Source organism: Neoroseomonas marina (assembly GCF_012927745.1).
In the GTDB taxonomy this organism is placed as follows: domain Bacteria; phylum Pseudomonadota; class Alphaproteobacteria; order Acetobacterales; family Acetobacteraceae; genus Neoroseomonas; species Neoroseomonas marina.
On sequence record NZ_JABBKX010000007.1, the window covers coordinates 218304 to 240384 of the forward strand.

Annotated in this window: 21 protein-coding genes; 13 read left to right on the forward strand and 8 right to left on the reverse strand. The window is 70.9% G+C overall.

Going from position 1 to position 22081, the window contains the following annotated elements:
- Positions 1-2070: a potassium-transporting ATPase subunit KdpB gene (gene kdpB, locus GWK16_RS19110; RefSeq protein ID WP_170055563.1), complete on the forward strand. Its 2070-nt coding sequence runs from the start codon at positions 1-3 to the stop codon at positions 2068-2070.
- A 2-nt stretch (positions 2071-2072) separates the two neighbouring features.
- Positions 2073-2660, forward strand: a complete 588-nt coding sequence (kdpC, locus tag GWK16_RS19115) for a potassium-transporting ATPase subunit KdpC (protein ID WP_170055564.1) — start codon at positions 2073-2075, stop codon at positions 2658-2660.
- Positions 2661-2669: 9 nt separating this feature from the next.
- Here the strand turns inward: kdpC and GWK16_RS19120 are convergent, their stop codons facing one another.
- Positions 2670-3776, reverse strand: coding sequence for an enolase C-terminal domain-like protein (locus tag GWK16_RS19120; RefSeq protein ID WP_170055565.1), 1107 nt, complete (start codon positions 3774-3776; stop codon positions 2670-2672).
- Positions 3777-3875: 99 nt separating this feature from the next.
- Here GWK16_RS19120 and GWK16_RS19125 point away from each other — a divergent pair, with 99 nt between their 5' ends.
- The 6 genes from GWK16_RS19125 to GWK16_RS19150 all read left to right on the forward strand — a co-directional run bounded on the left by GWK16_RS19125 (position 3876) and on the right by GWK16_RS19150 (position 9972).
- Positions 3876-4631, forward strand: a complete 756-nt coding sequence (locus GWK16_RS19125; protein WP_170055566.1) for a FadR/GntR family transcriptional regulator — start codon at positions 3876-3878, stop codon at positions 4629-4631.
- The gene (locus GWK16_RS19130; protein ID WP_170055567.1) at positions 4628-5767 is read left to right on the forward strand and encodes a mandelate racemase/muconate lactonizing enzyme family protein; all 1140 of its coding nucleotides are present in this window, start codon (positions 4628-4630) and stop codon (positions 5765-5767) included. Before GWK16_RS19125 ends, GWK16_RS19130 begins: the two co-directional genes overlap by 4 nt.
- A complete protein-coding gene (locus GWK16_RS19135) occupies positions 5767-6777 on the forward strand; it encodes a hydroxyacid dehydrogenase (RefSeq protein WP_170055568.1) in 1011 nt (336 codons plus the stop codon). The genes GWK16_RS19130 and GWK16_RS19135 overlap by 1 nt, the downstream gene beginning before the upstream one ends.
- Positions 6774-7943, forward strand: a complete 1170-nt coding sequence (locus GWK16_RS19140) for a mandelate racemase/muconate lactonizing enzyme family protein (protein ID WP_170055569.1) — start codon at positions 6774-6776, stop codon at positions 7941-7943. Before GWK16_RS19135 ends, GWK16_RS19140 begins: the two co-directional genes overlap by 4 nt.
- A gap of 51 nt (positions 7944-7994) precedes the next feature.
- Positions 7995-8978 (forward strand): Bug family tripartite tricarboxylate transporter substrate binding protein, encoded by a 984-nt coding sequence (locus GWK16_RS19145; RefSeq protein WP_170055570.1) that lies wholly within the window; start codon positions 7995-7997, stop codon positions 8976-8978.
- A 124-nt stretch (positions 8979-9102) separates the two neighbouring features.
- Positions 9103-9972 (forward strand): shikimate dehydrogenase, encoded by an 870-nt coding sequence (locus GWK16_RS19150; RefSeq protein WP_170055571.1) that lies wholly within the window; start codon positions 9103-9105, stop codon positions 9970-9972.
- Between the two features lie 4 nt (positions 9973-9976).
- Here GWK16_RS19150 and GWK16_RS19155 read toward each other — a convergent pair whose 3' ends face one another.
- Both GWK16_RS19155 and GWK16_RS19160 read right to left on the reverse strand, forming a co-directional pair.
- Positions 9977-10627, reverse strand: coding sequence for a GntR family transcriptional regulator (locus GWK16_RS19155; RefSeq protein ID WP_170055572.1), 651 nt, complete (start codon positions 10625-10627; stop codon positions 9977-9979).
- Entirely contained in the window at positions 10624-11361 is a 738-nt protein-coding gene (locus GWK16_RS19160) for a GntR family transcriptional regulator (RefSeq protein WP_170055573.1), read from the reverse strand. Before GWK16_RS19160 ends, GWK16_RS19155 begins: the two co-directional genes overlap by 4 nt.
- Before the next feature lie 163 nt (positions 11362-11524).
- Here GWK16_RS19160 and dctP point away from each other — a divergent pair, with 163 nt between their 5' ends.
- The 5 genes from dctP to GWK16_RS19185 all read left to right on the forward strand — a co-directional run bounded on the left by dctP (position 11525) and on the right by GWK16_RS19185 (position 15795).
- Entirely contained in the window at positions 11525-12520 is a 996-nt protein-coding gene (dctP, locus tag GWK16_RS19165; protein ID WP_170055574.1) for a TRAP transporter substrate-binding protein DctP, read from the forward strand.
- 10 nt (positions 12521-12530) lie between these two features.
- Positions 12531-13004, forward strand: a complete 474-nt coding sequence (locus GWK16_RS19170; protein WP_170055575.1) for a TRAP transporter small permease — start codon at positions 12531-12533, stop codon at positions 13002-13004.
- On the forward strand, positions 13001-14302 hold the full coding sequence (locus GWK16_RS19175) for a TRAP transporter large permease subunit (protein WP_170055576.1): 1302 nt from the start codon (positions 13001-13003) through the stop codon (positions 14300-14302). The genes GWK16_RS19170 and GWK16_RS19175 overlap by 4 nt, the downstream gene beginning before the upstream one ends.
- 13 nt (positions 14303-14315) lie before the next feature.
- Positions 14316-14759, forward strand: coding sequence for a type II 3-dehydroquinate dehydratase (locus GWK16_RS19180; RefSeq protein ID WP_170055577.1), 444 nt, complete (start codon positions 14316-14318; stop codon positions 14757-14759).
- 109 nt (positions 14760-14868) lie between these two features.
- Entirely contained in the window at positions 14869-15795 is a 927-nt protein-coding gene (locus GWK16_RS19185; RefSeq protein ID WP_170055578.1) for a 2-hydroxyacid dehydrogenase, read from the forward strand.
- Here the strand turns inward: GWK16_RS19185 and GWK16_RS19190 are convergent.
- From GWK16_RS19190 to pufM, 5 genes are all read right to left on the reverse strand, one after another.
- Entirely contained in the window at positions 15789-16412 is a 624-nt protein-coding gene (locus GWK16_RS19190) for a biliverdin-producing heme oxygenase (protein ID WP_170055579.1), read from the reverse strand. The two genes, GWK16_RS19185 and GWK16_RS19190, sit on opposite strands and share 7 nt — an antisense overlap.
- A 3-nt stretch (positions 16413-16415) precedes the next feature.
- Positions 16416-18611 (reverse strand): GAF domain-containing protein, encoded by a 2196-nt coding sequence (locus tag GWK16_RS19195; RefSeq protein WP_211187557.1) that lies wholly within the window; start codon positions 18609-18611, stop codon positions 16416-16418.
- A complete protein-coding gene (ppsR, locus tag GWK16_RS19200; protein WP_170055580.1) occupies positions 18608-19960 on the reverse strand; it encodes a transcriptional regulator PpsR in 1353 nt (450 codons plus the stop codon). The genes GWK16_RS19195 and ppsR overlap by 4 nt, the downstream gene beginning before the upstream one ends.
- Positions 19961-20082: 122 nt before the next feature.
- Positions 20083-21105: a photosynthetic reaction center cytochrome PufC gene (pufC, locus tag GWK16_RS19205; protein WP_170055581.1), complete on the reverse strand. Its 1023-nt coding sequence runs from the start codon at positions 21103-21105 to the stop codon at positions 20083-20085.
- Entirely contained in the window at positions 21102-22079 is a 978-nt protein-coding gene (pufM, locus tag GWK16_RS19210; RefSeq protein ID WP_170055582.1) for a photosynthetic reaction center subunit M, read from the reverse strand. Before pufM ends, pufC begins: the two co-directional genes overlap by 4 nt.
- Positions 22080-22081: the final 2 nt, after the last annotated feature.

A 22081-nucleotide genomic window follows, 5' to 3' on the forward strand; every position in this document is an offset into this window, starting at 1 on the left:
ATGAACGCCACACCTGCCACACATGCGGGCGACAGCCGTCGCTCGGGCCGCGGCGCGGCCCTGCTGTCGGGCCCCATCCTGCGCCGCGCGGCGATCGAGGCGGTCGCCAAGCTCGATCCGCGGCGCCTGGTCCGGAACCCGGTCATCTTCGTGACCGAGGTGGTCTCCATCCTCGTCACGATCCTCGCGCTCCGCGCCGCGGCGCTCGGGCAGCCCTGGACCTTCCAGGCCGGCATCGCCCTGTGGCTCTGGCTGACCGTGCTCTTCGCCACCTTCGCCGAGGCGGTCGCCGAGGGCCGGGGCCGCGCGCAGGCGGACAGCCTGCGCCGGGCGCGGTCGGATACGCAGGCCAAGGTCCTGCTGCGCGCCGACGATCGCGCGCTGTGGGAACCGCGCGCGGCGGAAGGCCTGCGCGTCGGCGAGCTGGTGCTGGTCGAGGCCGGCGACCTCATTCCCTCCGACGGCGAGGTCGTCGAAGGAATCGCGAGCGTGAACGAGGCCGCGGTGACCGGCGAATCCGCCCCGGTGATCCGCGAGAGCGGCGGCGACCGCAGCGCGGTGACCGGCGGCACGCTGGTGGTCTCGGACTGGATCGTCGTGCGCATCACCGCCGCGCCCGGCTCGACCTTCCTCGACCGCATGATCGGGCTGGTGGAAGGGGCGTCGCGCCAGAAGACGCCGAACGAGATCGCGCTCGACATCCTGCTGGCCGGCATGACGATCATCTTCCTCGTGGCGGTCGCGACCCTGGTCGGGCTGGCGTCCTGGAACGGGCAGCCGCCATCCGTCGCGGTCCTGGCCGCGCTGCTCGTGACCCTGATCCCCACGACCATCGGCGGGCTGCTGTCGGCCATCGGCATCGCGGGCATGGACCGCCTGGTGCGGTTCAACGTGCTGGCGACCTCCGGCCGGGCGGTGGAGGCGGCGGGCGACGTCGATGTCCTGCTGCTCGACAAGACCGGCACGATCACGCTGGGCAACCGCCAGGCGGCCGCCTTCGTCCCGGTCCCGGGCGTCGGCGAGCGGGAGCTGGCCGAGGCCGCCGCGCTGTCCTCGCTGGCGGACGAGACGCCGGAAGGCCGCTCGATCCTCGCCTTTGCGCGGGAACGCCACGGCATCACGGTGCCGCCGCAACCGGCGGCCGCCACCGTCGTGCCCTTCACGGCGCAGACCCGCATCTCGGGCGTCGACCTGCCTACCGGGAGCTACCGCAAGGGCGCGGTCGACGCCATGCTGCGGAGCCTCGGCGGCGAGGCCCCCCCCGCGTTGCGGGAGGCCGTGGATCGCATCGCGCGGGCGGGCGGCACGCCGCTCGCGGTGGCGAAGGACAGCCGGCTGCTCGGCGCGATCGAGCTGAAGGACATCGTCAAGACCGGCATGCGCGCGCGCTTCGATGCGCTGCGCCGCATGGGCATCCGCACGGTGATGGTCACCGGCGACAACCGGCGCACGGCCGCCGCGATCGCGGCGGAAGCGGGCGTCGACGACTTCATCGCGGAGGCCACGCCCGAGGACAAGCTCGCCTACATCCGGAAGGCCCAGGCGGAAGGCCGGCTGGTCGCCATGGCCGGCGACGGCACCAACGACGCGCCGGCCCTGGCCCAGGCCGATGTCGGCCTCGCCATGCAGACCGGCACCCAGGCAGCGCGGGAAGCCGGCAACATGGTCGATCTCGACAGCGACCCGACCAAGCTCATCGAGGTGGTGGAGATCGGCAAGCAGCTGCTGATCACGCGCGGCGCGCTGACGACCTTCTCCATCGCCAACGACGTCGCGAAGTACTTCGCCATCCTGCCGGCGATCTTCGTCGCGAGCTATCCGGAGCTCCAGGCCCTCAACGTCATGCACCTGGCCAGCCCGGAGAGCGCCATCCTGTCCGCCGTCATCTTCAACGCCCTGATCATCGTGGCGCTGGTGCCGCTCGCCTTGCGCGGCGTGCGCTACGTGCCGGTCGGCGCCGCCGCCCTGCTGCGGCGGAACCTGCTGATCTACGGGCTGGGCGGCATCGCGGCGCCCTTCCTCGGCATCAAGATCATCGATTCCATCCTCCAGCTCCTAGGGCTTGCCTGACCATGACGACCATCCTTCGCCCGGCCATCAGCGTGGTCGTGCTGCTCACCCTTCTCCTCGGCCTGGCCGTGCCGCTCGCCTTCACCGGGGTGGCCGGCGTGGCCTTCCCCACCCAGGCCGGCGGCAGCCTGGTCGAGCGCGAGGGCCGCGTGGTCGGCTCCGCCCTGCTCGGCCAGAACTTCACCTCGGAGCGCTACTTCCACCCGCGCCCTTCGGCGACCACGGAGCCGGATCCCGAGAACGCGGGCAGCACGCGCGCGGCACCGTACAACGCGGCGGCCTCGGCCGCCTCGCAGCTCGGTCCGACCTCCGAAGCCCTGCGCGGCGCGGTGCAGGAGCGTGTCGCGGCGCTCGGCGGCGGTCCCGTGCCCGCCGATGCCGTCACCGCCTCCGGCTCCGGCCTCGACCCGCACATCAGCCCGCAGAACGCGGCGCGGCAGATCGGCCGCGTGGCACGGGCCCGCGGCGTGCCGGAGGCACGGCTCGCGGCGCTGGTCGCGCAGCATACGGAAGGCCCGGCCCTCGGCCTGCTGGGCGAGCCCCGGGTGAACGTGCTCGCCCTCAACCTCGCACTCGACGGCTTGCGCTGACGCGGAGGATCAGCGCAGCACCGCGATCGCATTGTGCCGGATCAGGTCGAAGTCGATCGCGGCACCCAGCCCGGGCTTGTCCGGCGCGCGCACCAGGCCGTTCGCGTCGATCTCGATCTCCTCCAGCATGCCGTACTTCTGCGCCTCCTCGGGCAGCAGCACCTCGAAGAACTCGGTGTTCGGGATGCACATGGCGAGGTGGAGGTTGGCGAGGTTGTTCAGCGAATTCCCGCCATGGTGGATCTCGTAGTTCATGCGGAAGGCCTGGGCGAGGTGCGCCGTCTTCAGGCAGGTGGTCAGCCCGCCCTTCACCGTGACGTCGCCGCGCAGGTAGTCGGTGGCGTGGTTCATCAGCCAGACCGGGTAGGATTCGAGCCCGGTCATCGGATACTCGGTCGCCATGATCGGGATGTGCAGCGTCTGGCGCAGCTTGACGTAGTTGTAGACGTCCTGGTCGTGCAGCGGGTCCTCGTACCAGTAGAAGCCCATCTCCTCGATCGCGCGGCCGACACGCAGCGCGGTGGGGAAATCGTAGCCCCAGGTGGAATCGAGCATCACGCGGTAGTCGTCGCCGACCGCGCGGCGCACCGCCTCGCAGGCGGCGATGTCGTCGCGCAGGCGCTGCGGCGGATGGATCTTGTAGGCCGCCCAGCCGGCCTGCTTGATGCGCTGCGCTTCCTCGGCATAGGCGCTCGCGGAGGGCAGCACGGCCGAGCTCGCATAGGCCGGGATCGCGTCGCGCACCTTGCCGATCAGCTTCCACACCGGCACGCCGAGCGCCTTGCCGGCGATGTCCCACAGCGCGATGTCGATGGCGCCGACGGCGCGCGTCGTGGTCTGGCGGATGCGGCTCCAGAGTTTCTGATTGAGCCTTTCGCGCGCGAAGGGATCCTCGCTCAGCATCATCGGCTTCAGCGTGCGGATCAGGGATGCCGCCTCGCTGTCCGCCCCATTCGTCGCGCTGCCGAGGAAGGCGTGGCCGGTCACGCCCTCATCCGTCTCGATGGCGAGCAGGCCCATCTTGGTCTCGCCGCCGCCGGCGGCATGCGCGCCGTAGCTGATCTTCGGCAGGTTGCTCCAGGTGAACAGCGTCAGCGTGATGTCGGTGATCTTCATGCGTCTCGTCCCCGTGCGGCTGCCCCGACGCTGCAAGCCCCTTGAGGGATTGTCAAATTGGCCCTACCAATCTGGTGGGACCAATTTGGACGGTCAGACATGTCGCCAGCACACCCGGCGATCTCGGTGCGCCCCGCCCGCGAGGACGAACGGTCGGACCTCGTCGCGCGCATCCTCGCCTTCGTCGCGGACCGCCGCCTGACCTCGGGCGAGCGCCTGCCCTCGGAACGCGAGCTCGCCGAGCGCTTCGAGGTCGGGCGCAACGCGATCCGCGAGGCGATCGCCGTGCTCGAGACCGTGCGCATGGTCGAGCGGCGCCCGAACTCCGGCATCTACCTGCGCGCCATGGACCGCGACGGCAGCCTCGATGCGCTGGTGCTGCGGGCCGATCTCGGCGTGCCGCTGGACGAGGCGGAGGTGTCCGAGCTCATCGAGATGCGGCGAATCCTCGAGGTGCAGGGCACCGAACTCGCCGGGCTGCGCCGGAAGGACGAGGACCTGGCCCGCATCGATGCGGCGCTCGAGGCCGGGCGGCGGACCGTCGCGGCCGGCGATAACTTCGCGGCCTGCGACGCGGAATTCCACCTGGCCGTCGCGGCGGCCACGCGCAACAGCGTACTGCGTCGGGTGGTCAATTCCTTCTACCTGCTCTCGCGCACGCGGCGCTGGCACTACTTCGCCGATGGCCGCCGCGCGCCCGAGGCGCAGCGCCAGCACGAGGCCATGGCCGATGCGATCCGCGCCGGCGACGCCACCGCCGCCGCGGGGCTGATGCGCGCGCATCTGCAATCGACCGAGGCCTATTGGCACGAATTGCTGCAGCAACGTCTTCCGGGGGGAAAAGCCGCTTCATGAAGGTCACGTCCGTCACCTGCCACCTGCTGCAGTCGAAGGTCGAGAAGCCCTTCGTCTCGGCCCGCGGCTGGGTCTACTCCACGCGTTCCTCCTGCATCGTCGAGATCGCGACGGATGCGGGCATCACCGGCTGGGGCGAATGCTACGGCCCGGCGGCGGTGAACAAGGCGCTGATCGAGACGCAGTACGCCCCGCGCATCATCGGCCGCGACCCCTTCGACGTGGAGGTGGTGTGGGAGGATTTGTACAACCGCATCAAGGACTACGGCGCGCAGGGCTTCGCCATCACCGCGCTGTCCGGCATCGACATCGCGCTGTGGGACATCATGGGCCGCGCCGTGGGCAAGCCGATCCACAAGCTGATCGGCGGCGCGCATCGCACCGAGGTCATGGCCTATGCCACCGGCCTGTATTTCATCGACATGAACCGCCTGGTCGAGGAAGCGGTGGAGGAAGCCGTCGGCTATGCCGAACAGGGCTTCCGCGCCATCAAGATGAAGATCGGGCTCGGCGACCCGGCGCTCGACCACCGCCGCGTGAAGGCGGTGCGCGACGCGATCGGGCCGGAGGTGAAGCTCGCGGTCGATGCGAACCATTGCTTCACGGTGCCGCAGGCGATCCGGCTCGGCCGCATGATGGAACCGCTCGACCTGCTGTGGTTCGAGGAACCGATCAGCCCCGAGGACCATGACGGCTATGTGGAGGTCACGCGCGCGCTCGACATGGCGGTGGCCGGTGGGGAGAACGACTTCACCCGCTGGGGCTTCCGCGACATCATCGCGAAGAAGGCGATGGACATCGTCCAGCCCGATGTCTGCGCCGCGGGCGGCATCAGCGAATGCCGCAAGATCGCGACGCTGGCCTCCGCGCATGGGGTGGAATGCGTCCCGCATGCCTGGGGCAGCGCGATCGGACTTGCCGCGACGGTGCAGTTCCTCGCCGCCCTGCCCGACACCCCGCCGGCCTTCCGCCCCATCCCGCCGATGCTGGAATTCGAGCAGACGCCGAACCCGCTGCGCGACGACCTGGCGCAGGAACCGATCCGCCAGGTGAAGGGCATCGTGAAGGTGCCGGACGGTCCCGGCCTCGGCATCGAGGTGGACCGCGAGGTGCTCGCGCGCTGGAAGGTCGGCTGATGCGCGTCGCCCTGACCGATCCGGTCGAGCCCATCGCCGAACGCATCCTGACCGAGGCCGGGCACGAGATCGCCCGCCTGTCGGGCTCCGGCCCCGACGCCTTGCGCGCCCTGTGCCGCGACGCCGATGCGGTGATGGTCCGCCAGAAGCTGCCCGACGACCTGCTGGACCACGCGCCCCGTCTGCTGGCGGCGGTGCGGCACGGCGTCGGCGTGGACATGATCCCGGTGGAGTCCTGCACGGCGCATGGCGTGCTGGTCGCGAACGTGCCCGGTTCGAACGCCGATGCCGTGGCGGAGTTCCTCGTCGCGCAGATGCTCGCCGCCGCACGGCATGTCGAAGCGATGCACGCCGACCACCTCGCCAATGGCTGGGGGCCGGCGCGCAGCCGATCCGCGACCGCGACCGAGTTGCGCGGCAAGACGCTCGGCATCCTCGGCGTCGGCGACATCGGCTCGCGGCTCGGGCGCATCGCCGCCCTCGGCTTCGGCATGCGCGTGCTCGGACACCGGCGTCACGCCGCGGGGCTGCCGGAGCACATCGCCTATGCCGCCCTGCCGGACCTGTTCGCCGAGAGCGACTACATCGCCCTCGCCTGCCCGCTGACGCCGGAGACGCAGGGCATCGTCGACGCGGCGATGCTCGCCCGCATGAAGCCGACCGCCTGGCTGCTGAACGTCTCGCGCGGGCCGGTGGTGCAGGAAGGCCCGCTCGTCGCGGCGCTGCGCGAAGGGCGCATCGGCGGCGCGGCGCTCGACGTCTACTGGGCGCAGCCGCTCGCGACCGACCATCCGCTGCGCGCCCTGCCGAACGTCATCCTGTCGCCGCACGCGGCCGGCCTGACGATGGAAAGCGTCGAGACGATGAGCCGCGTCTCGGCGACCGACACGGTGCGCATCCTGGCGGGCCTCCGCCCGCTCAACTTCTTCAACCCCGAGGCCTGGGAAGCGTCGCGCGCCCGTCGCCGCGCGCTCGGCCTGCCGATGCCCGAGGAAGGCAACGCCGCATGAAGATCACCCGCGTCCAGGCCACCTGGTGCCATGTGCCGATCCCCTATGAACGGCAGCACACCAGCGATTTCGGCCGCGTCACCTCCTTCGATTCCGTCATCGTGCGCATCGAGACCGATGCCGGCCTCACCGGCTGGGGCGAATGCAAGGCCGGCGTCGGCAGCGCCGCCGCCTGCGCGGGCCTCGCGGCCATCGTGAATCTCGACTACGCACCGCTGCTGGTCGGCCAGGATCCGCGCGACATCTCCCGCCTGTGGGACGTGATGTACAACACGCCGCGCGAGGGCTACGCGGTCGCCGAAGGCCATGTGCTGCCGCAGCTCGGCCGGCGGGGGCTGTCGATCTCGGCCATCGCGGGCGTGGACGTCGCGCTGTGGGACATCCTCGGCAAGTCGCTCGGCGTGCCGGTGTGGCGGCTGCTCGGCGGCAGGCGCGCCGAGCGCATGCCCGCCTATGCCTCGGGCGGCTGGGCGGACGAGGCCAGTATCGGCGCGCAGCTCAAGGGCTATTGCGACAAGGCCGGCTTCCGCGCGGTGAAGATGCGCATCGGCGTCATGGACGGATCGCCCGCGCGGTCCGCCGCGCGCGTGCGCGCCGCCCGCAAGGCGCTCGGGCCCGACATCAAGCTGATGGCCGACGCGCACGGCACCTGGACCGTCGCCGAGGCCAAGGCCTTCTGCCGCATGGTCGAGGACCAGGACCTGTACTGGTTCGAGGAACCGGTCAGCGCCGACGACAAGCAGGGCCTGGCGGAAGTCCGCCGCAGCAGCGCCGTGCCGATCAGCACCGGCGAGAGCGAATTCACCCGCCACGATTTCCGCGAGATCGCGGAGCTGCGCGGCGCGGACGTGCTGCAGCCCGACCTCGCCATCGCGGGCGGGCTGACGGAAGGCCTGCGCATCGGCGCGATCGCGAGTGCCTTCAACCTGCGCCTCGCGCCGCATCTGTGGTCGGGCGCGCCGGCCTTCGCCGCCGGTCTGCATCTCGCGGCGACGCAATCGGCGGGCTTCATCCTGGAATACTCGCTCGGCCACAACCCGATGCTGCACGACCTGATCGAGGAGGATTTCCCCGTCGAGGACGGCATGGTCGCGATCCCCGATCGCCCCGGCCTCGGCATCACGGTGCGGGAGGCGTTCCTCGAACAGTACGGCCGCACGGCCTGACCCAGGCCCGCAGCGCGGCGGGCCACATCAACCGGGAATGGGAGGACACGAATGACAGCATCACGGATACGGCGCCTGGGCCTGGCGGCCCTTGCGATCGCCGGTCTCGGGGCGGCGCTGCCCGCCGCGGCGCAGCAGCCGTTCCTCAACCGGGAGGTCCGGTTCCTCAACGCCTTCGCGCCCGGCGGGACGTCCGACCTGCTCGGGCGCATCCTGGCCGAGCAGCTGTCGCAGCAGATCGGGCAGCGCGTGGTGGTGGAGAACCGCACCGGCGCCGCCGGCGTGATCGCCACGCAGGAGGCGGCCCGCGCGGCACCCGACGGGCACACCATCCTGCTCGCGTCCATGGGCATCATGGCGATCACGCCGCAGATGCAGCAGGTGCCCTACAACGTCGACACCGACCTGACGCCGATCGTCAACGCCGCCTCCGTCTACAACATCCTCGTCGCCAACCCGAATGGCGAGATCCGCACCTGGCAGGACCTGGCGCGGATCGGCAAGGAACGCCCGCGCAGCCTGCGCTGCGCGACGGTCGGACCGGGTTCGAGCCAGCAGCTCTCCTGCGTGCTGTTCATGTCGCTCACCGGCGCGCAGATCGAACAGGTGCCCTATCGCGGCGGCGCGCCGGCGATCCTCGACATCGTCGCGGGGCGCGTCGACGTGATGTTCGGCAACATGCCCGAATACATGGCGCAGATCCGCGGCGGCGGGCTGCGCGCCGTCGCCTATGGCGCCTCCGAGGCCTCGCCGCTGATGCCGGACCTGCCGGTGATCTCGCGCCAGGGCCTGCCCCAGTTCGTCATCCACAACTGGTTCGGCATCGTCGGCCCGGGGCGGATGAGCCCCGAGCTCACCGCGCGCTGGAACGAGGAGATCAACAAGGCAATGCAGGCGCCCGACGTCCAGCGCCGGTTCGTGGAGAACGGCCTGCAGCGGCTCGGCGGCACCCAGCAGGATTTCGTGCGGCAGATCATGGCCGACCGCGCGACCTGGGGCGAGGTGATCCGGGCGCACAACATCCGCCCCGAATAGCGAGGCGGGTTTCCGCCAGGGCGGGTGCGATCGCGCGCCCGCCCCGGCCCAGCCATGGACGTCGCATTGACCGTCGCGTGCGGATCGGGCCATTCAGGCCGCACGCGCGAAAGATCGGGTCACGATGCGATGGGATGAGCAGCCGGCGGTGCTGGAAGGGCTGATCGGCAGCCACATCCAGGCCTCCCTGACACCGGCGATGCATGAACGCGAGGGCGCGGAGCAGGGCCTGCGCCTGATCTACCGGCGCATCGACATCGACGTGCTCGGGCTCGGACCGGAAGCCCTGCCGGACCTCCTGGCGGCGGCCGAATGGACGGGCTTCGCCGGCGTCAACATCACCTTTCCCTGCAAGCAGTCGGTCATCCCGCTGCTGCACGACCTGACCGACGAGGCGCGGGCCCTGGGGGCCGTCAACACGGTGGTGCTGCGCGACGGACGGCGCATCGGCCACAACACCGACTGTTCCGGCTTCGCCGAGGCGTTTCGGCGCAGCCTGCCCGATGTCGCGCGCCGCCATGTCGTGATGATCGGCGCCGGCGGCGCCGGCGCTGCGGTGGCGCATGCGCTGCTGGCCGAGGGCGTCGAACGTCTGTCGGTGCACGACGCCGAGGCATCCCGGGCCGAAGCGCTCGTCCGCGGCCTGCTGGCCCGCTTCGGCGCGAACCGCGCGCGAGCGATCGAAGCCGTCGCGCAGGCCATGGGCGACGCCGACGGCCTGGTGAACTGCACGCCCGTGGGGATGACCAAGCTGCCGGGCATGCCGCTGCCCGCCGCGCTGCTGCGGCCGGAGCTCTGGGTGGCCGACGTCATCTACTTCCCGATCGAGACGGCGTTGCTGCGCGCCGCGCGCGCGGCCGGCTGCCGGACACTGGATGGCGGCGGCATGGCAGTGTTCCAGGCCGTCGGCGCGTTCCGCCTGTTTACCGGCATCGCGCCCGATCCCGAACGCATGCTGCGGCACTTCACGGCGATGGTGCAGGCCGGCCGCTGAAGCGTCAGAACCCGCCGCTGGCCAGCGCATGTTCGACGCCGCCCCGGATGTGGGCGGCCAGGACCTCGCGCGCCGCGGCGGCGTCCCGTCGGATCGCCGCGTCGCACAGGTCGCGGTGCTCGCGCACGGCAATCGCCCCGCGGAAGCCGAGGGCGAGATTCTGGTACCGCGAGTAGCGGTCGAAGATGCTGCCATGCGTCGCCATCAGCGCGCGCGATCCGCAGGCGGAGATGAGCGCCTTGTGAAACTCCGCATCGAAGCGTCGCCAGGGTTCGAGCGCGGCGGCGTCGCCGGCGGCGAGGCGGTCCTGCATCTGGGACAGCTTGTGGTGGACCGCGACGACGTCGGCCTCCCATTCCACGTCGCCGGTCCGGAAGGCGTGCTCCAGGGCGTGGCCCTCCAGCAGAAGGCGGAGTTCCGCCACCTCCCGCAGCTCCGTCTCGGAGAAGCCGGCAACCTCGAAGCCGCGCTGGCCCTCCGCCACCACCAGCCGTTCGGCCACCAGGCGGCTCAGGCTCTCCCGCAGCGTGCTGAGGCCGACGCCGTAGCTTTCCCGCAGCCGGTCGAGCGTCAGTTTCCGGCCGGGGCCGAGGACGCCGCGCAGGATATCGGCGCGGATCCGCCCGAAGGCGCGTTCGCTGGTCGCCTCGCTCATCGCGCGCCACCGCCCGCGCGGCGCGGCGCTGCCTGTGCGGCGACGCGCGGCCGCGGCGCGAAGGGCGCGAGCGTGCCCGCCTGCACGACATGCTCGACGCAGCCTTCGACGTGGTCACGCAGGATGCGCTGCGCGCGCGGCGCATCGCGGGCGAGGGCGCAGTCGAGCAGCGCGGCATGCTGCTCCGCCGCCGCCGCGCCCCGGAACACGACGGCGACCATCTGGTAGCGCAGGAACCTGTCATAGGCGGCGGCGTAGGTCTCGAGCAGCGTCTCGGACCCGCAGGCGGCGATCAGCGCCTGATGGAATTCACGGTCGTAGCGCTTCCACTGCGCCGCATCCGCCTTCTCGCCGGCGAGCAGACGCCGTTCGAGCGTGGCGAGCTTGTGATGCGCGGCGACGACGCCGCCTTCCCAGTCGAGATCGCCCGCGGCGAAGGATGCGGCGACCGCATGGCATTCCAGCAGCAGCCGGAGTTCCGCGACTTCCCGGAAATCCTCGGGCGAGACCGGGGCGACGGCGAAGCCGCGCTGGCCCTCCGCCAACACCAGGCCCTCCGTGGCCAACCGGAACAGCGCTTCGCGCAGGGTGCCGATCGCCACGCCATAGGTGCCGCGCAGGCCATCGAGGCCGAGCTTGCGGCCCGGCGCCAGGCGACCGAGCACGACATCGGCGCGGATGCGGCGATAGGCCGCCTCCCCTGGGGTTTCGTCGCTGCCGGCTGCTGGCGCCATGCGCGACACTATTGGCAAGGCGTGGCGCCGGCACAATAGCCGGCATTACACGAAATATCGGATAATCCTCCGAATCGCTATTGATCGCCGGGAGGACCCTCCCCTAGCGTCAGCGCCGCGCCGCGCTGCGGCCCAAGGACAAGGTCCAGGGAAGGAAACACCGATGCGATCGCACACCGGACGCCGCTCCGTCCTGACGGCCGCGGCCGCGGCCGTCGCGCTGGCGGCCCCTGCGCTGCCCGCGCGCGCCCAGGCCCGGCGCCGCATCCGCTTCACCGCCGTCTTCTCGGACCAGGACATCCGCGCCGAAGCGATGCGCGGCTTCCAGCGCGACCTCGCGAACGAGTTCGACGTCGAGCTGCACCTCAACGCGACGCTGTTCCGCCAGGGCACGGAGCTGGTCGCGATCCAGCGCGGCAATGTCGAGATGGCGAACCTCGCGCCGCAGGATTTCTCGCGCCAGATCCCGGCCTGGTCGGCGATGGCATCGGCCTACCTGTTCCGCGATGTCGACCACATGAACAAGGTCTTCGCCAGCCCGATCGGCGAGGACTTCAAGAAGATGGCGCGCGACCAGCTGAACGTGCAGGTCCTCGGGCCGCTCTATTTCGGCACGCGGCACGTGAACCTGAAGCCGCGGCGGCGCATCGCGACGCCGGCGGACATGGCCGGCATCAAGCTGCGGATGCCGCCGGGCGAGACCTGGCAGTTCCTGGGCGAGGCGCTGGGCGCCAACCCGACGCCGGTCGCCTTCGCCGAGCTCTACACCGCGCTGCAGACCGGCACGGTGGACGGCCAGGACAATCCGCTGCCGACCAGTCGCACCATGCGCTTCAACGAGGTGACGACGCAGTTCGTCCTCACCAGCCATCTCGTCGCCTATGACCTGCTGTCGATCTCGTCGCGCACCTGGGACGCGCTGACGCCGGCGCAGCGCACCACCGTGCAGGCCGCCGCCGACAAGGCGATCGCGGAGAGCACGCGCCGCCACCTGGCGCAGGAACAGGAATGCGTCGACGTGTTCAAGTCTCAGGGCCTCGAGGTCTATGTGCCGAACCTCGATGCCTTCCGGGCCGAGGCGCAGCGTCGCTACCTCGCCTCCAGCCAGTCGCAGAGCTGGCCGGCGGGCGTCCTCGACCGCATCAACGCGATCCGCTGATCCCGGCGCGATGACCGGTTGGCTCGGCCGCCGCGCGGAGGATGTGCTCTCCGCGCTGCTGGTGGCGATGTTCGTCGCCTTCATGCTGCAGGTCGTGACGCGCTACGTGCTGAACGCGCCGCTGAGCTGGACGGCCGAGCTGTCGACCCTGTGCTGGGTCTGGGGAATCCTGTGGGGCGCCGGCCTCGTGCTGCGCGACGAGGAGGAGATCCGCTTCGACGTGCTGTACGGCCTGCTGCCGCAGCGCCTGCGCCGCGTCGCGGACGGCATCGCGAGCGCCGCCGTGGTCGCCGTCTTCACCTGGTCGCTGCCCGCGATGGTGGACTACGTCACCTTCATGAAGGTCGAGACGTCGGCCTATCTCGGCATCCGCTTCGATATCCTCTACTCCGTCTACCTTATCTTCGCGGTGGCGATGATCGTCCGCCACGCGGCGATCGTCTGGCGGTCGGTGACGGGCCGCGGGCTGGGTCGCATCGCGTGAGCCTGCTCGATCCCTTCACCCTCGCGATGGTCGCGCTGCTCGGGCTGTCGCTGCTCGGCCTGCCCATCGGGCTCGCGATGATCACAGCGACCATCGTCTATCTCGGCACCTCGGGGCAGGACATGTCCGTCGCGGCGGAACAGGTCCTGAACGGGCTGAACGGAAGCTATGTCCTGCTGGCCGTGCCGCTGTTCATCTTCTCGGCCGGGCTGATGAACGCCGGCAGCCTGACCGATCGGCTGCTGCGCTTCTGCAATCTGCTGGTCGGACGCTTCCGCGGCGGGCTCGGCCACGTCAACGTGGTGCAGAGCGTGATCTTCGCCGGCATGTCGGGATCGGCCATCGCCGACGCCGCGGGCAGCGGCAAGGTGCAGATCGACATGATGACCAAGGGCGGCGCCTATCCCGCGAGCTACGCGGCGGCGCTCACGGCGGTCACCGCGGTGATCGGCCCGATCATCCCGCCCTCCATCCCGATGGTGCTGTATGCGCTCGTGGCGGATGCCTCGATCGGCTACCTGTTCCTCGGCGGCGTGATCCCGGGCCTGCTGATGGCCATCGCGCAGATGGGCATCAACAGCTGGATGGCCCATCGGCACGACTTCCCGATCGCCGAGCGCGTGCCGCTGCGCGAGTTCCCCCGCCTGACGCTCGAGGCGCTGCCCGCGCTGCTGATGCCGGTGATCCTGCTGGGCGGCATCTATGGCGGCGTGATGACGCCGACCGAGGCCGCGGCCGTCGCCGCCGCCTATGCCTGGCTGATCGCCGCGGTGTTCTACCGCAGCATCACCCTCGCCCAGACCTGGGCGGCGGTGCGCGAAAGCGCGCGGTCCACCGCCGCGATCGGCATGCTGATCGCCGGCGCGCTGGCGCTGAACTACGTCATCACCAGCGAGAACGTGCCCAACACGGTGCGCGGCATCCTCGCGGGGTGGGAGATGTCGCCCTGGCAGTTCCTGCTGGTGGTGAACCTGATCCTGCTGGTGCTCGGCTGCCTGATGGAAGGCAGCACCATCCTGCTGGTGGTCGTGCCGGTGCTGGTGCCGACGGCCCAGGCGCTCGGCATCGACATGGTGCATTTCGGCGTCGTCGTGGTCGTGAACATCATGATCGGCCTGATCACGCCGCCCTACGGGCTGCTGCTGTTCATCTGCGCGAAGCTGTCCGACCAGCCGCTGACGGCGGTGGTGCGGGACACCCTGCCCTTCCTCGTCGCGATGGTCGCGGCGCTGATGCTGATCACCTATGTCCCCGAGCTCGTGCTCTGGCTGCCGCGCCAGCTCGGCTACCAGGGTTGAGGAGACCTTCGCGATGCCGCGCTCCATCCATGTGCTGAACGGGCCCAACCTCAACCGGCTCGGCAAGCGGGAGCCGGAGATCTACGGCCGCACGACCCTCGCCGAGATCGAGGCGATGTGCCGCGCGGAGACCGGCGAGCATCCCCTCGTGTTCCGCCAGACCAACTGGGAAGGGCAGCTCGTCGACTGGATCCACGAGGCGATCGACGACGAGGCCGGCGGCATCGTGATCAACCCCGCCGGGCTGACCTTCCGCTCCATCCCCGTCCTCGACGCGCTGAAGATGTTCAAGGGCATCATCATCGAGCTGCACCTGTCGAACATCCACCGGCGGGAGGCGATCTACCATCATTCGCTGATGTCGGCCGTCGCGACGGCGGTCGTCGCGGGCCTCGGCGCGCGGGGATATCCCGTCGCGACGCGCTGCGTGCGGGAGATGCTGGCCGAGGCCGCCTGAGTCCGCGCTTGCGCGCGACCGTGCTAAGGCAGGCCCGGTGCCGCGGCACCGCGACGGGACGCGGCGCGGGCGTGACGATGGCGCCGGCGGGACAGGATGCGATGGGCTGATGGCTTTTCTCTACAAGGCGGACCCCGTGCTGGGCCGCGAATGGGCGCGGCTGTTCGCCGAACGGCGCCCGGACCTCCCCTTCCACATCTGGCCCGAGACCGGCGATCCGGCGGCGATCCGCTACATGGCGGCCTGGGTGCCGCAGCCGGATGTCGCGACGCGCTTCCCGAACCTCCAGGTGATGTTCTCGACCGGCGCCGGCGTCGACCAGTTCGACCTCTCGCTGCTGCCGCCCGGCGTTCCGCTGGTGCGCATGATCGAGCCGGGCATCATCGACGCGATGGTCGAATACGCGACCATGGCCGTGCTCGCGATCCATCGCGACATGCCGGACTACCTCAACCACCAGAAGGAAGGCGCCTGGCGCAAGATCCGGGTGCGGCGCGCGGCGACGCGGCGCGTCGGCATCCTCGGCCTTGGCGAGCTCGGCCGCGCGGTACTGACGGCCCTCGCCCCCTTCGGCTTCGCGCTGTCGGGGTGGAGCCGGTCGCCGCGGCGGCTCCCGGGCGTCACCTGCCATGCCGGGAGCGACGCCCTGCCGGCCTTCCTGAACGGCTGCGACATCCTCGTCTGCCTGCTGCCGCTGACGGCGGAAACGCGCGGCATCCTGAACCGGGATCGGTTCGCGATGCTGCCGCGCGGCGCGGCACTGGTGAACACCGGCCGGGGCGGGCACCTGGTGCAGGACGACCTGCTGGAGGCCCTGGAGGCGGGGCACCTGTCCAGCGCCATCCTCGACGTGACCGATCCCGAGCCGCTTCCGCCGGATCATCCCTTCTGGCGCCATCCGCGCATCTGGCTGACGCCCCACATCGCCAGCATGACCCAGCCGGAAACGGCCGTCGAAGCGGTGCTCGCCAATCTCGAGCGCCATGAACGGGGCGCGCCGCTGCTCGGCCTCGTCGATCCGGCGCGGGGCTACTGACGCCCGACGGCGAGGCAGGCCTCCAGCGCGGCGAAGGCCGCCTGCGCGGATTCGATCATCGCGACGCGGCGCCCGGGGGTGTCGCCCGCCGCGTCCAGCACGTCGCAGAAGGCGGCCCAGCCGCGATTCCCGCAGAGCCCATCGCCGGACAGGAACCGGCGCCCGGCGGGACACCCCGCCGGCAGGATCCCGTCCAGCGCCTTCGCCAGGACGCGGCCGCCGAGGCGCGATCCTTCCGTGACGTACAGGTAGCCGAGGGCGGCCGCGATCGACCGCGGCACGGCGAGTCCGTCCACCGGCGCCATCGGGTCCGGCACGGGCACGCCGAGCGCCGCCAGGTCGTCGCGAAGCTGATCGGAGCGCCGGTGGGCCGCCAGCTCGATGCCGACCGGCGCCGGATCCGGCCCCTGCGCAAGCCGCGCCTCGACCGCGCTGTGGAAGCGCAGGAAGTCCAGCAGCAGGGTCCCGTAGTCCTCCCGCCCGATCGATCCGTCCTCGAGGCGCCGCAACCGCGGATGCACGTGCATCCGCTCGTGCTGCAGCCGGGTGCCGTCCCGCAGCGCCCGGCGCGCCAGGCCGGGCCGACGCGATGCGGGGGCCGCCGTCGCGCCGTCCATGGTTCAATCCTGCTCCGTCGAGCGCTTCGCCGCGACGTGGTGCGCGTGCCAGATCAGCACCTCGAGCATGTCCGCCGTGCGCGCGACCGAGGCACGGACGCTCTCGAGCAGGTCGGGCATCCGCTCGGCCTCGACGCCGTCGGTGATCTCGAGCGCGGCGAGCTGCGCATTCTCGACGACCGAAGCCAGCAAGGTGCGGAACACCAGGTCCTCGCGGGAATCGAGCCGGCCGGCGCGCGGCCGGTGGCTCTCCACGATGCCCTCCTGGAAGCGGCGCCGCGCGGCATCGGCTTCCTTGCGCCGGGTCAGGTCGTTGAACAGGAAGATGAAGCCCAGCACGCGATCCGGTGCCGAGAACACCGGATCCGCGCGCACCAGCAGGGCGCGCCCCTCCCCGCCCCGGAGCCGCACTTCCCCGCGCCAGCTGCGCAGGTTGCCGAGCACGTCGCGCAGCCGGCGACGGGTCAGCGCAGCGTCCTCGAAATGCTCGAAGAGCTCCTCGACGTGATGCAGCGCCTTGCGCGCACCGTCGGGCAGCAGATGGTCGAAGGCCTGGTTCGCCAGCTGGATCTCGCCGCCGGAATCGCAGATCACGACCGGCAGATCCGATTCGATCACCTGCCGGCGAACCATGTTGAGCTGGTCCTGCGCGATCAGCATCCGCACCGAGCGGAACTGCAGCACGACGTCGGTAACCGTCTCCCCGATGATGCGCGCCGCGGCCAGGTCGCGCGCCGACCAGGGCGCCGCGGTGCCTTCCACCACCTGGTGCCATTGCGCGAAGGACCGCCGCGGCGAGAGGTCGGCCGGGTCGTTGCCGACGATCACCGCCTTGTTCGGGTCGCCGCCCCAGGTGACGGTGTGCTTCCGCTCCGGCCGGAACCACAGCAGGTATTCGCCCGGCGCCGTCGACACCGGCGCGGCCAGCAGGCCGCTCGCCACCCGCGCGAGCCGGCCCATGGCGGGCAGCCTTGCGGCGAGGGCATTGGTGGCGAAGAAGGGCGCGCGCGCCTGGCGGTCGAGCCACTGCCCGATCTCGCGCAGTTCGGCGGTGCCCGGCACCTCGCCGGCCGACTGCACCTGCCCTTCGAACAGCAGCGCGGCGCCTGTCGCGCCGACCGGCTGCAGCAGGGTGTCCGAGGCTTCGAACAGCGCGGCCTGCCAGTCGCCCTTGCGCGTGATCGCCTCGATCATCCGCTGTTCGAGCCGGCGCACCGAAATCTCGGCCTGGCCCTGGAAGAAGCTTTCCAGCGCGGCGATGCGGGTGCCGAGCGCCTCGGCCAGCAGCTCGCACACCGCCCGTACGGCAAAGGAGGCGATGCGCGGGACGTAATGGTGGCACGAGACCAGGCCCCACAGCCTGCCGCCCACCATGATGGACCCGACCATCGTCGCCGCCACGCCCATGTTGCGCAGGTACTGCACATGGATCGGGGAGGAACTGCGCAGCACGCAGAGCGACATGTCGAGCTCGAGGCCCGTCGCCGGCGACACGCGCGGTTCGATCGGCACCGGCGTGTAGCCGATGTCGACCAGGACGCGGACGCGGTTCCGCTCATAGAGCCGGCGCGCGATCTGCGGGATGTCCGAGGCTGGATAGCGGTTGCCGAGGAAGGCCTCGAGGTCCTGGCGCCGCTGCTCCGAGAACACCTCGCCGTGGCCGTCCTCGTCGAAGCGGTAGATCATCACGCGGTCGTAGCCGCTGATGTCGCGGAAGATCCGCGCCGCCTCGTCGCACAGGGATTGCAGGTTGTAGGTCGACAGCAGCTTCTGCAGCGCGCGCTCGACCTGTTCGGCGAAGTCGAGCGGCTCGCCGGCCGGTTCGAACTCCAGGACCAGGCCACCGGTCGAGGGCCGGTGCAGCAGCACGTCGCAGGCGACCGCGCGCCGGCCCACGCGGCACTGCAGCGCGACGGGCACGGCATCGAGCGGGTCGGCGCCGAGCGCGCGCACGCGGCGTTCCAGCGCGCCATCCAGATCGCCGAGCGCACGGCCCAGCAGCGGGTCGGCCTCCCCGAGAAACCTCGCTGCGTTGGCGCTCGCCTGCACGATGCGCAGGTCCTGCTCGTCCACCAGCAGCAACGCACCATGCGGCTGGATCGACCCGGCGAGATGGATCTGCTCGCGCTCGCAATTCGACAGGTCGGCCTGGCCGAAGGCCGGGACCGATGGCAGCGCCGGCGTGCCGTCGCCGGTCACCCCTGCTCTCCCGGTCCTTCCTCGGCGTCGGCTTGAAGGCCGTATCGGCCGAGCTTGGCATACAGGCTCTGGCGGCTCAGCCCCAGCAGCTCCGCGGCCGCCGTCCGGTTGCCCTCCGCGATGCCGAGCGCGCGTTCGATGCAGTGCCGCTCGAGGACCTCCGCGATGCGGCGGACGAGCATCGGCAGCGGCGTGCTGCCGATGCCGGCCTCGATGCCGCCGATCGCTTCCCGCAGGCAGGACCCTTCGGCCCGCGCCCAGATCCGCCGGCCGACGTCGCGCACGACGATGCCGATGGCGCGCGAGGCGCCGATGCCGCCCGCGGCCGCCGAAAGCTCGACCTCGACCTCGGTGCCGAGCTCGCCGGTCAGGACCGAGGGAAAGACGCGCACCTCGCCATGCTGATGCAGGTTCGCGAGCAGTACCGCGAGCCCGTCGCCCGGCCCCGCCAGCCAGCGACCCAGCGATTCGCCCAGCACCCCTCCCTCCGCCGGCATCTGCGCCATGTCGAGGAAGGCGCGGTTCGCGCGCCGGATCAGGCCATCCTGGTCGGTGACGATGAAGGCGTCCGGCAGGCGCTCGAGCAGGTCGTCGAGCCGCAGCGCGGTGCCGCGGGCCGCGACCTGCGGTTCCACGGCACTGGAGGTGAGCTGCAGCAGGAACACCGGGCCGGGGTCGTGCGCCATCAGTGTCGCACGCACCAGCCAGGCCGTGCGCTCGGCGCCGAGATGGACCGCGATGCCGGGCGCGCGGCCGTTCTCCCGCGCCCGCTGCAGCATGCCGCGGAACGCCTCGATGTCGCGGGGGGCGACCTCGCGCAGGAATTCCCAGCCCGGCGCGAGGCCCAGCGCGCGGATGGCCGCCGGGTTGGCTTCGATCACCCGCAGGGTCTGCGCCTCGACCACCAGCACCGCCTCGCTCGAGGCGTCGAACAGCAGGCGGGAGCGCGTCTCGATCTCGCGCAGCTTCCAGTAGTCCTGCTCGCGCGCCTGCTGCGTCGCGATCAGCCGGGACTGGAGCTCGGCCACGGCCTGGAGGTTCTTCCCGACCGCGATGAGGCCGGCCTCGCCGCCCAGGCGGACGGTGGTGTATTCGATCGGGAGTTCGAGACCGCTCGGGAAGCGCTGCCGGACCTGGCGGAAGGCCGAGACGCCGTTGCTGCGCGCGTCGTCGAGCATGCGGCGGATCCAGTCGCCGCCGGATTCCCCCACGGTTTCCGTCCAGGGATGACCGACCCAGTCCTGGACGGTCTCCGCGGGAATCGCATTCGACAGCGACGCCTTCCGGATCACGCCCTCGAGGTCGAGCATGAGCGTGATGTCGGGCTGCGCGAAGGTCACTCGATTCATGATCTGTTCCAGAGCGCCGGTGCGAGTCGGGCCCCGGCCATCCGTGTTCCTAGACCAAAACACGGGCCGTTTGCAGGCCCGTGTTCATGTCCCGGCCGGAAACACCCGGCCGCCGTCCTGTATCAGCGCGCCGCGGCCGGCCGGAGTTCCGGATAGTCCCGCAGCATCGGAGCCCCGAGCAGCGGCCGGTTCACACCCTGGTGACAGGTGGCGCAGTTCGCCTGGAGCGCGTCGCCCATCGGGCCGCGTCGGCTGGCGGGCAGGATCTCCCGCAGCGGCTCGATGTAGTTGACGTTGACGTCGCGGACCATGCGGATGCCGTGCCAGGCGGTCAGGCGCGGCGGGTGGCTCTCGGTCCAGGAGGAGAAGGCCCGGGAGTTGTGGCAGAAGGTGCAGTTCACCCCCAGCGCCTCCGAGATGTGGATCATCAGCCCGTAGACCGATTCCGCATCCTGGATCGGATGCACGCCGCCGGGGGCGAGCGCACGGGTCGTCTGCACGCGGATGTTCCCGTCCTGCGCGAGGAAGCGCGAGAAGGGATCATAGGGCAGCGAGGTGAGCCCCACGGCCGGCGCGGCGAGGTTCTGCCCGTTGGCCGAGGCTGCCATGCCGCGCGCGCCGTGCTCGGGCGCCGTCGCCCACACCTGCTGCGGCACCAGGTTGCCGCGGTGGCAGGTGTAGCAGGTGACGCCGGTCTGCTGCACATGGTTGGCCCAGTCCGCATTGATGTGGCGGACCATCTGGACCATGCGCCGCGCGACGCGCTTGCGGTAGTTGTCGTCGGAGGCGAAGTCGCCTTCGACATGGCAGCCGTTGCAGCCTTCCGCCGGCGAGACCCACTCGGTCATCGCCTGCATGATGCGGCCGAACTGCTCGACGCTGAGGTCGCCGAAGACCTGCAGGTTGTCGTAGATCGAGGAGGCGCGGTCGCCGTCCGTCCCCGCAGCCTCCGGGGCGGCCGGCACCTGGTTGCGGGCGACCAGCCCGGCATCGCGCCGCGGGTTTGTCACGCCGACCATGCCGGTGCCGCGGAAGCCCTGCTGCACGCTCACGGGCGGGGGTCGCTCGAAGGCCTGCAGCACGAAGACCGAGCCGAGGAAGGCGAGGAAGACCGCCGCCAGGGCCAGGGGGAACCTGATCTTCATCGCGTGCCTCCCGTTGCGAGGGCCGGGTCGGTGATGGCAGGCGCGACGGCGGGGTAGCCGGGCGCGTAGCCATGGTCCATGGCCCAGGCGTACCAGTTGTCGACCACGGTGCCGGTCAGCAGGATGCCGATCCCACCGGTGATGGGGCAGAGCGCGGCGAACCACCAGGCCCAGCGGTGCAGCGATTCGAAGGTGGCGTTGAAGCCCATCGTCCAGCGCCAGAAGATCGCCGCGCGCTCGGCCGCCGTGCCGCGGTCCACCGCCTGCTCGACCTCACGCTCGCCGCCGAAGCGGCTGACCGCGAGGATGGTCGCGCCATGCATCGCGAACAGCAGCGTCGACCCGTAGAGGAAGGCGATCGAGAGCGCGTGGAACGGGTTGTAGAAGAGGTTGCCGTAGCGGATGGAGAAGGCGGCGGTCCAATCGAGGTGCGGGAAGATGCCGAAGGGCACCGCCTCGGACCAGGATCCCATCAGCAGCGGGCGAATGAAGCCCAGCACCAGGTAGAGCCAGATCGCCGCGGCGAAGGCCCAGGACAGGTGCTGGCCGAGGCCGAGCTGATGCGCGCGGCGATAGAGCCTCGCCCACCACAGCAGGATCGACATCGTCAGGAAGAAGCCCGCCATCAGCCACCATCCGCCATGCGCAAGCGGCGGGAAGCGCAGCCCGTAGGCCGGGGACGGAGGTTCGAGACCCAGCCAGGGCAGCTGCCGCACGAACTGGATCGGGTTCCAGTTCACCGAGGCGAGCATGTTCAGCCCGATGATCTCGAAGGCGACGAAGCCGAAGACGAGCGACAGCACGCCCAGGTGGCCCAGGTAGATCGGCCCGACCTGCGCATCGCCGATCTTGCCCATCAGGTAGCTGAAGCCGCGCTGGGGCGATCGGTGCTGGTCGTCCCGCCCGATCGGCACGCCGGCATAGACCGGCCCGCGAACCTGCACCCGGGTGAAGAGGTTGAGGTATTCGGCCATGA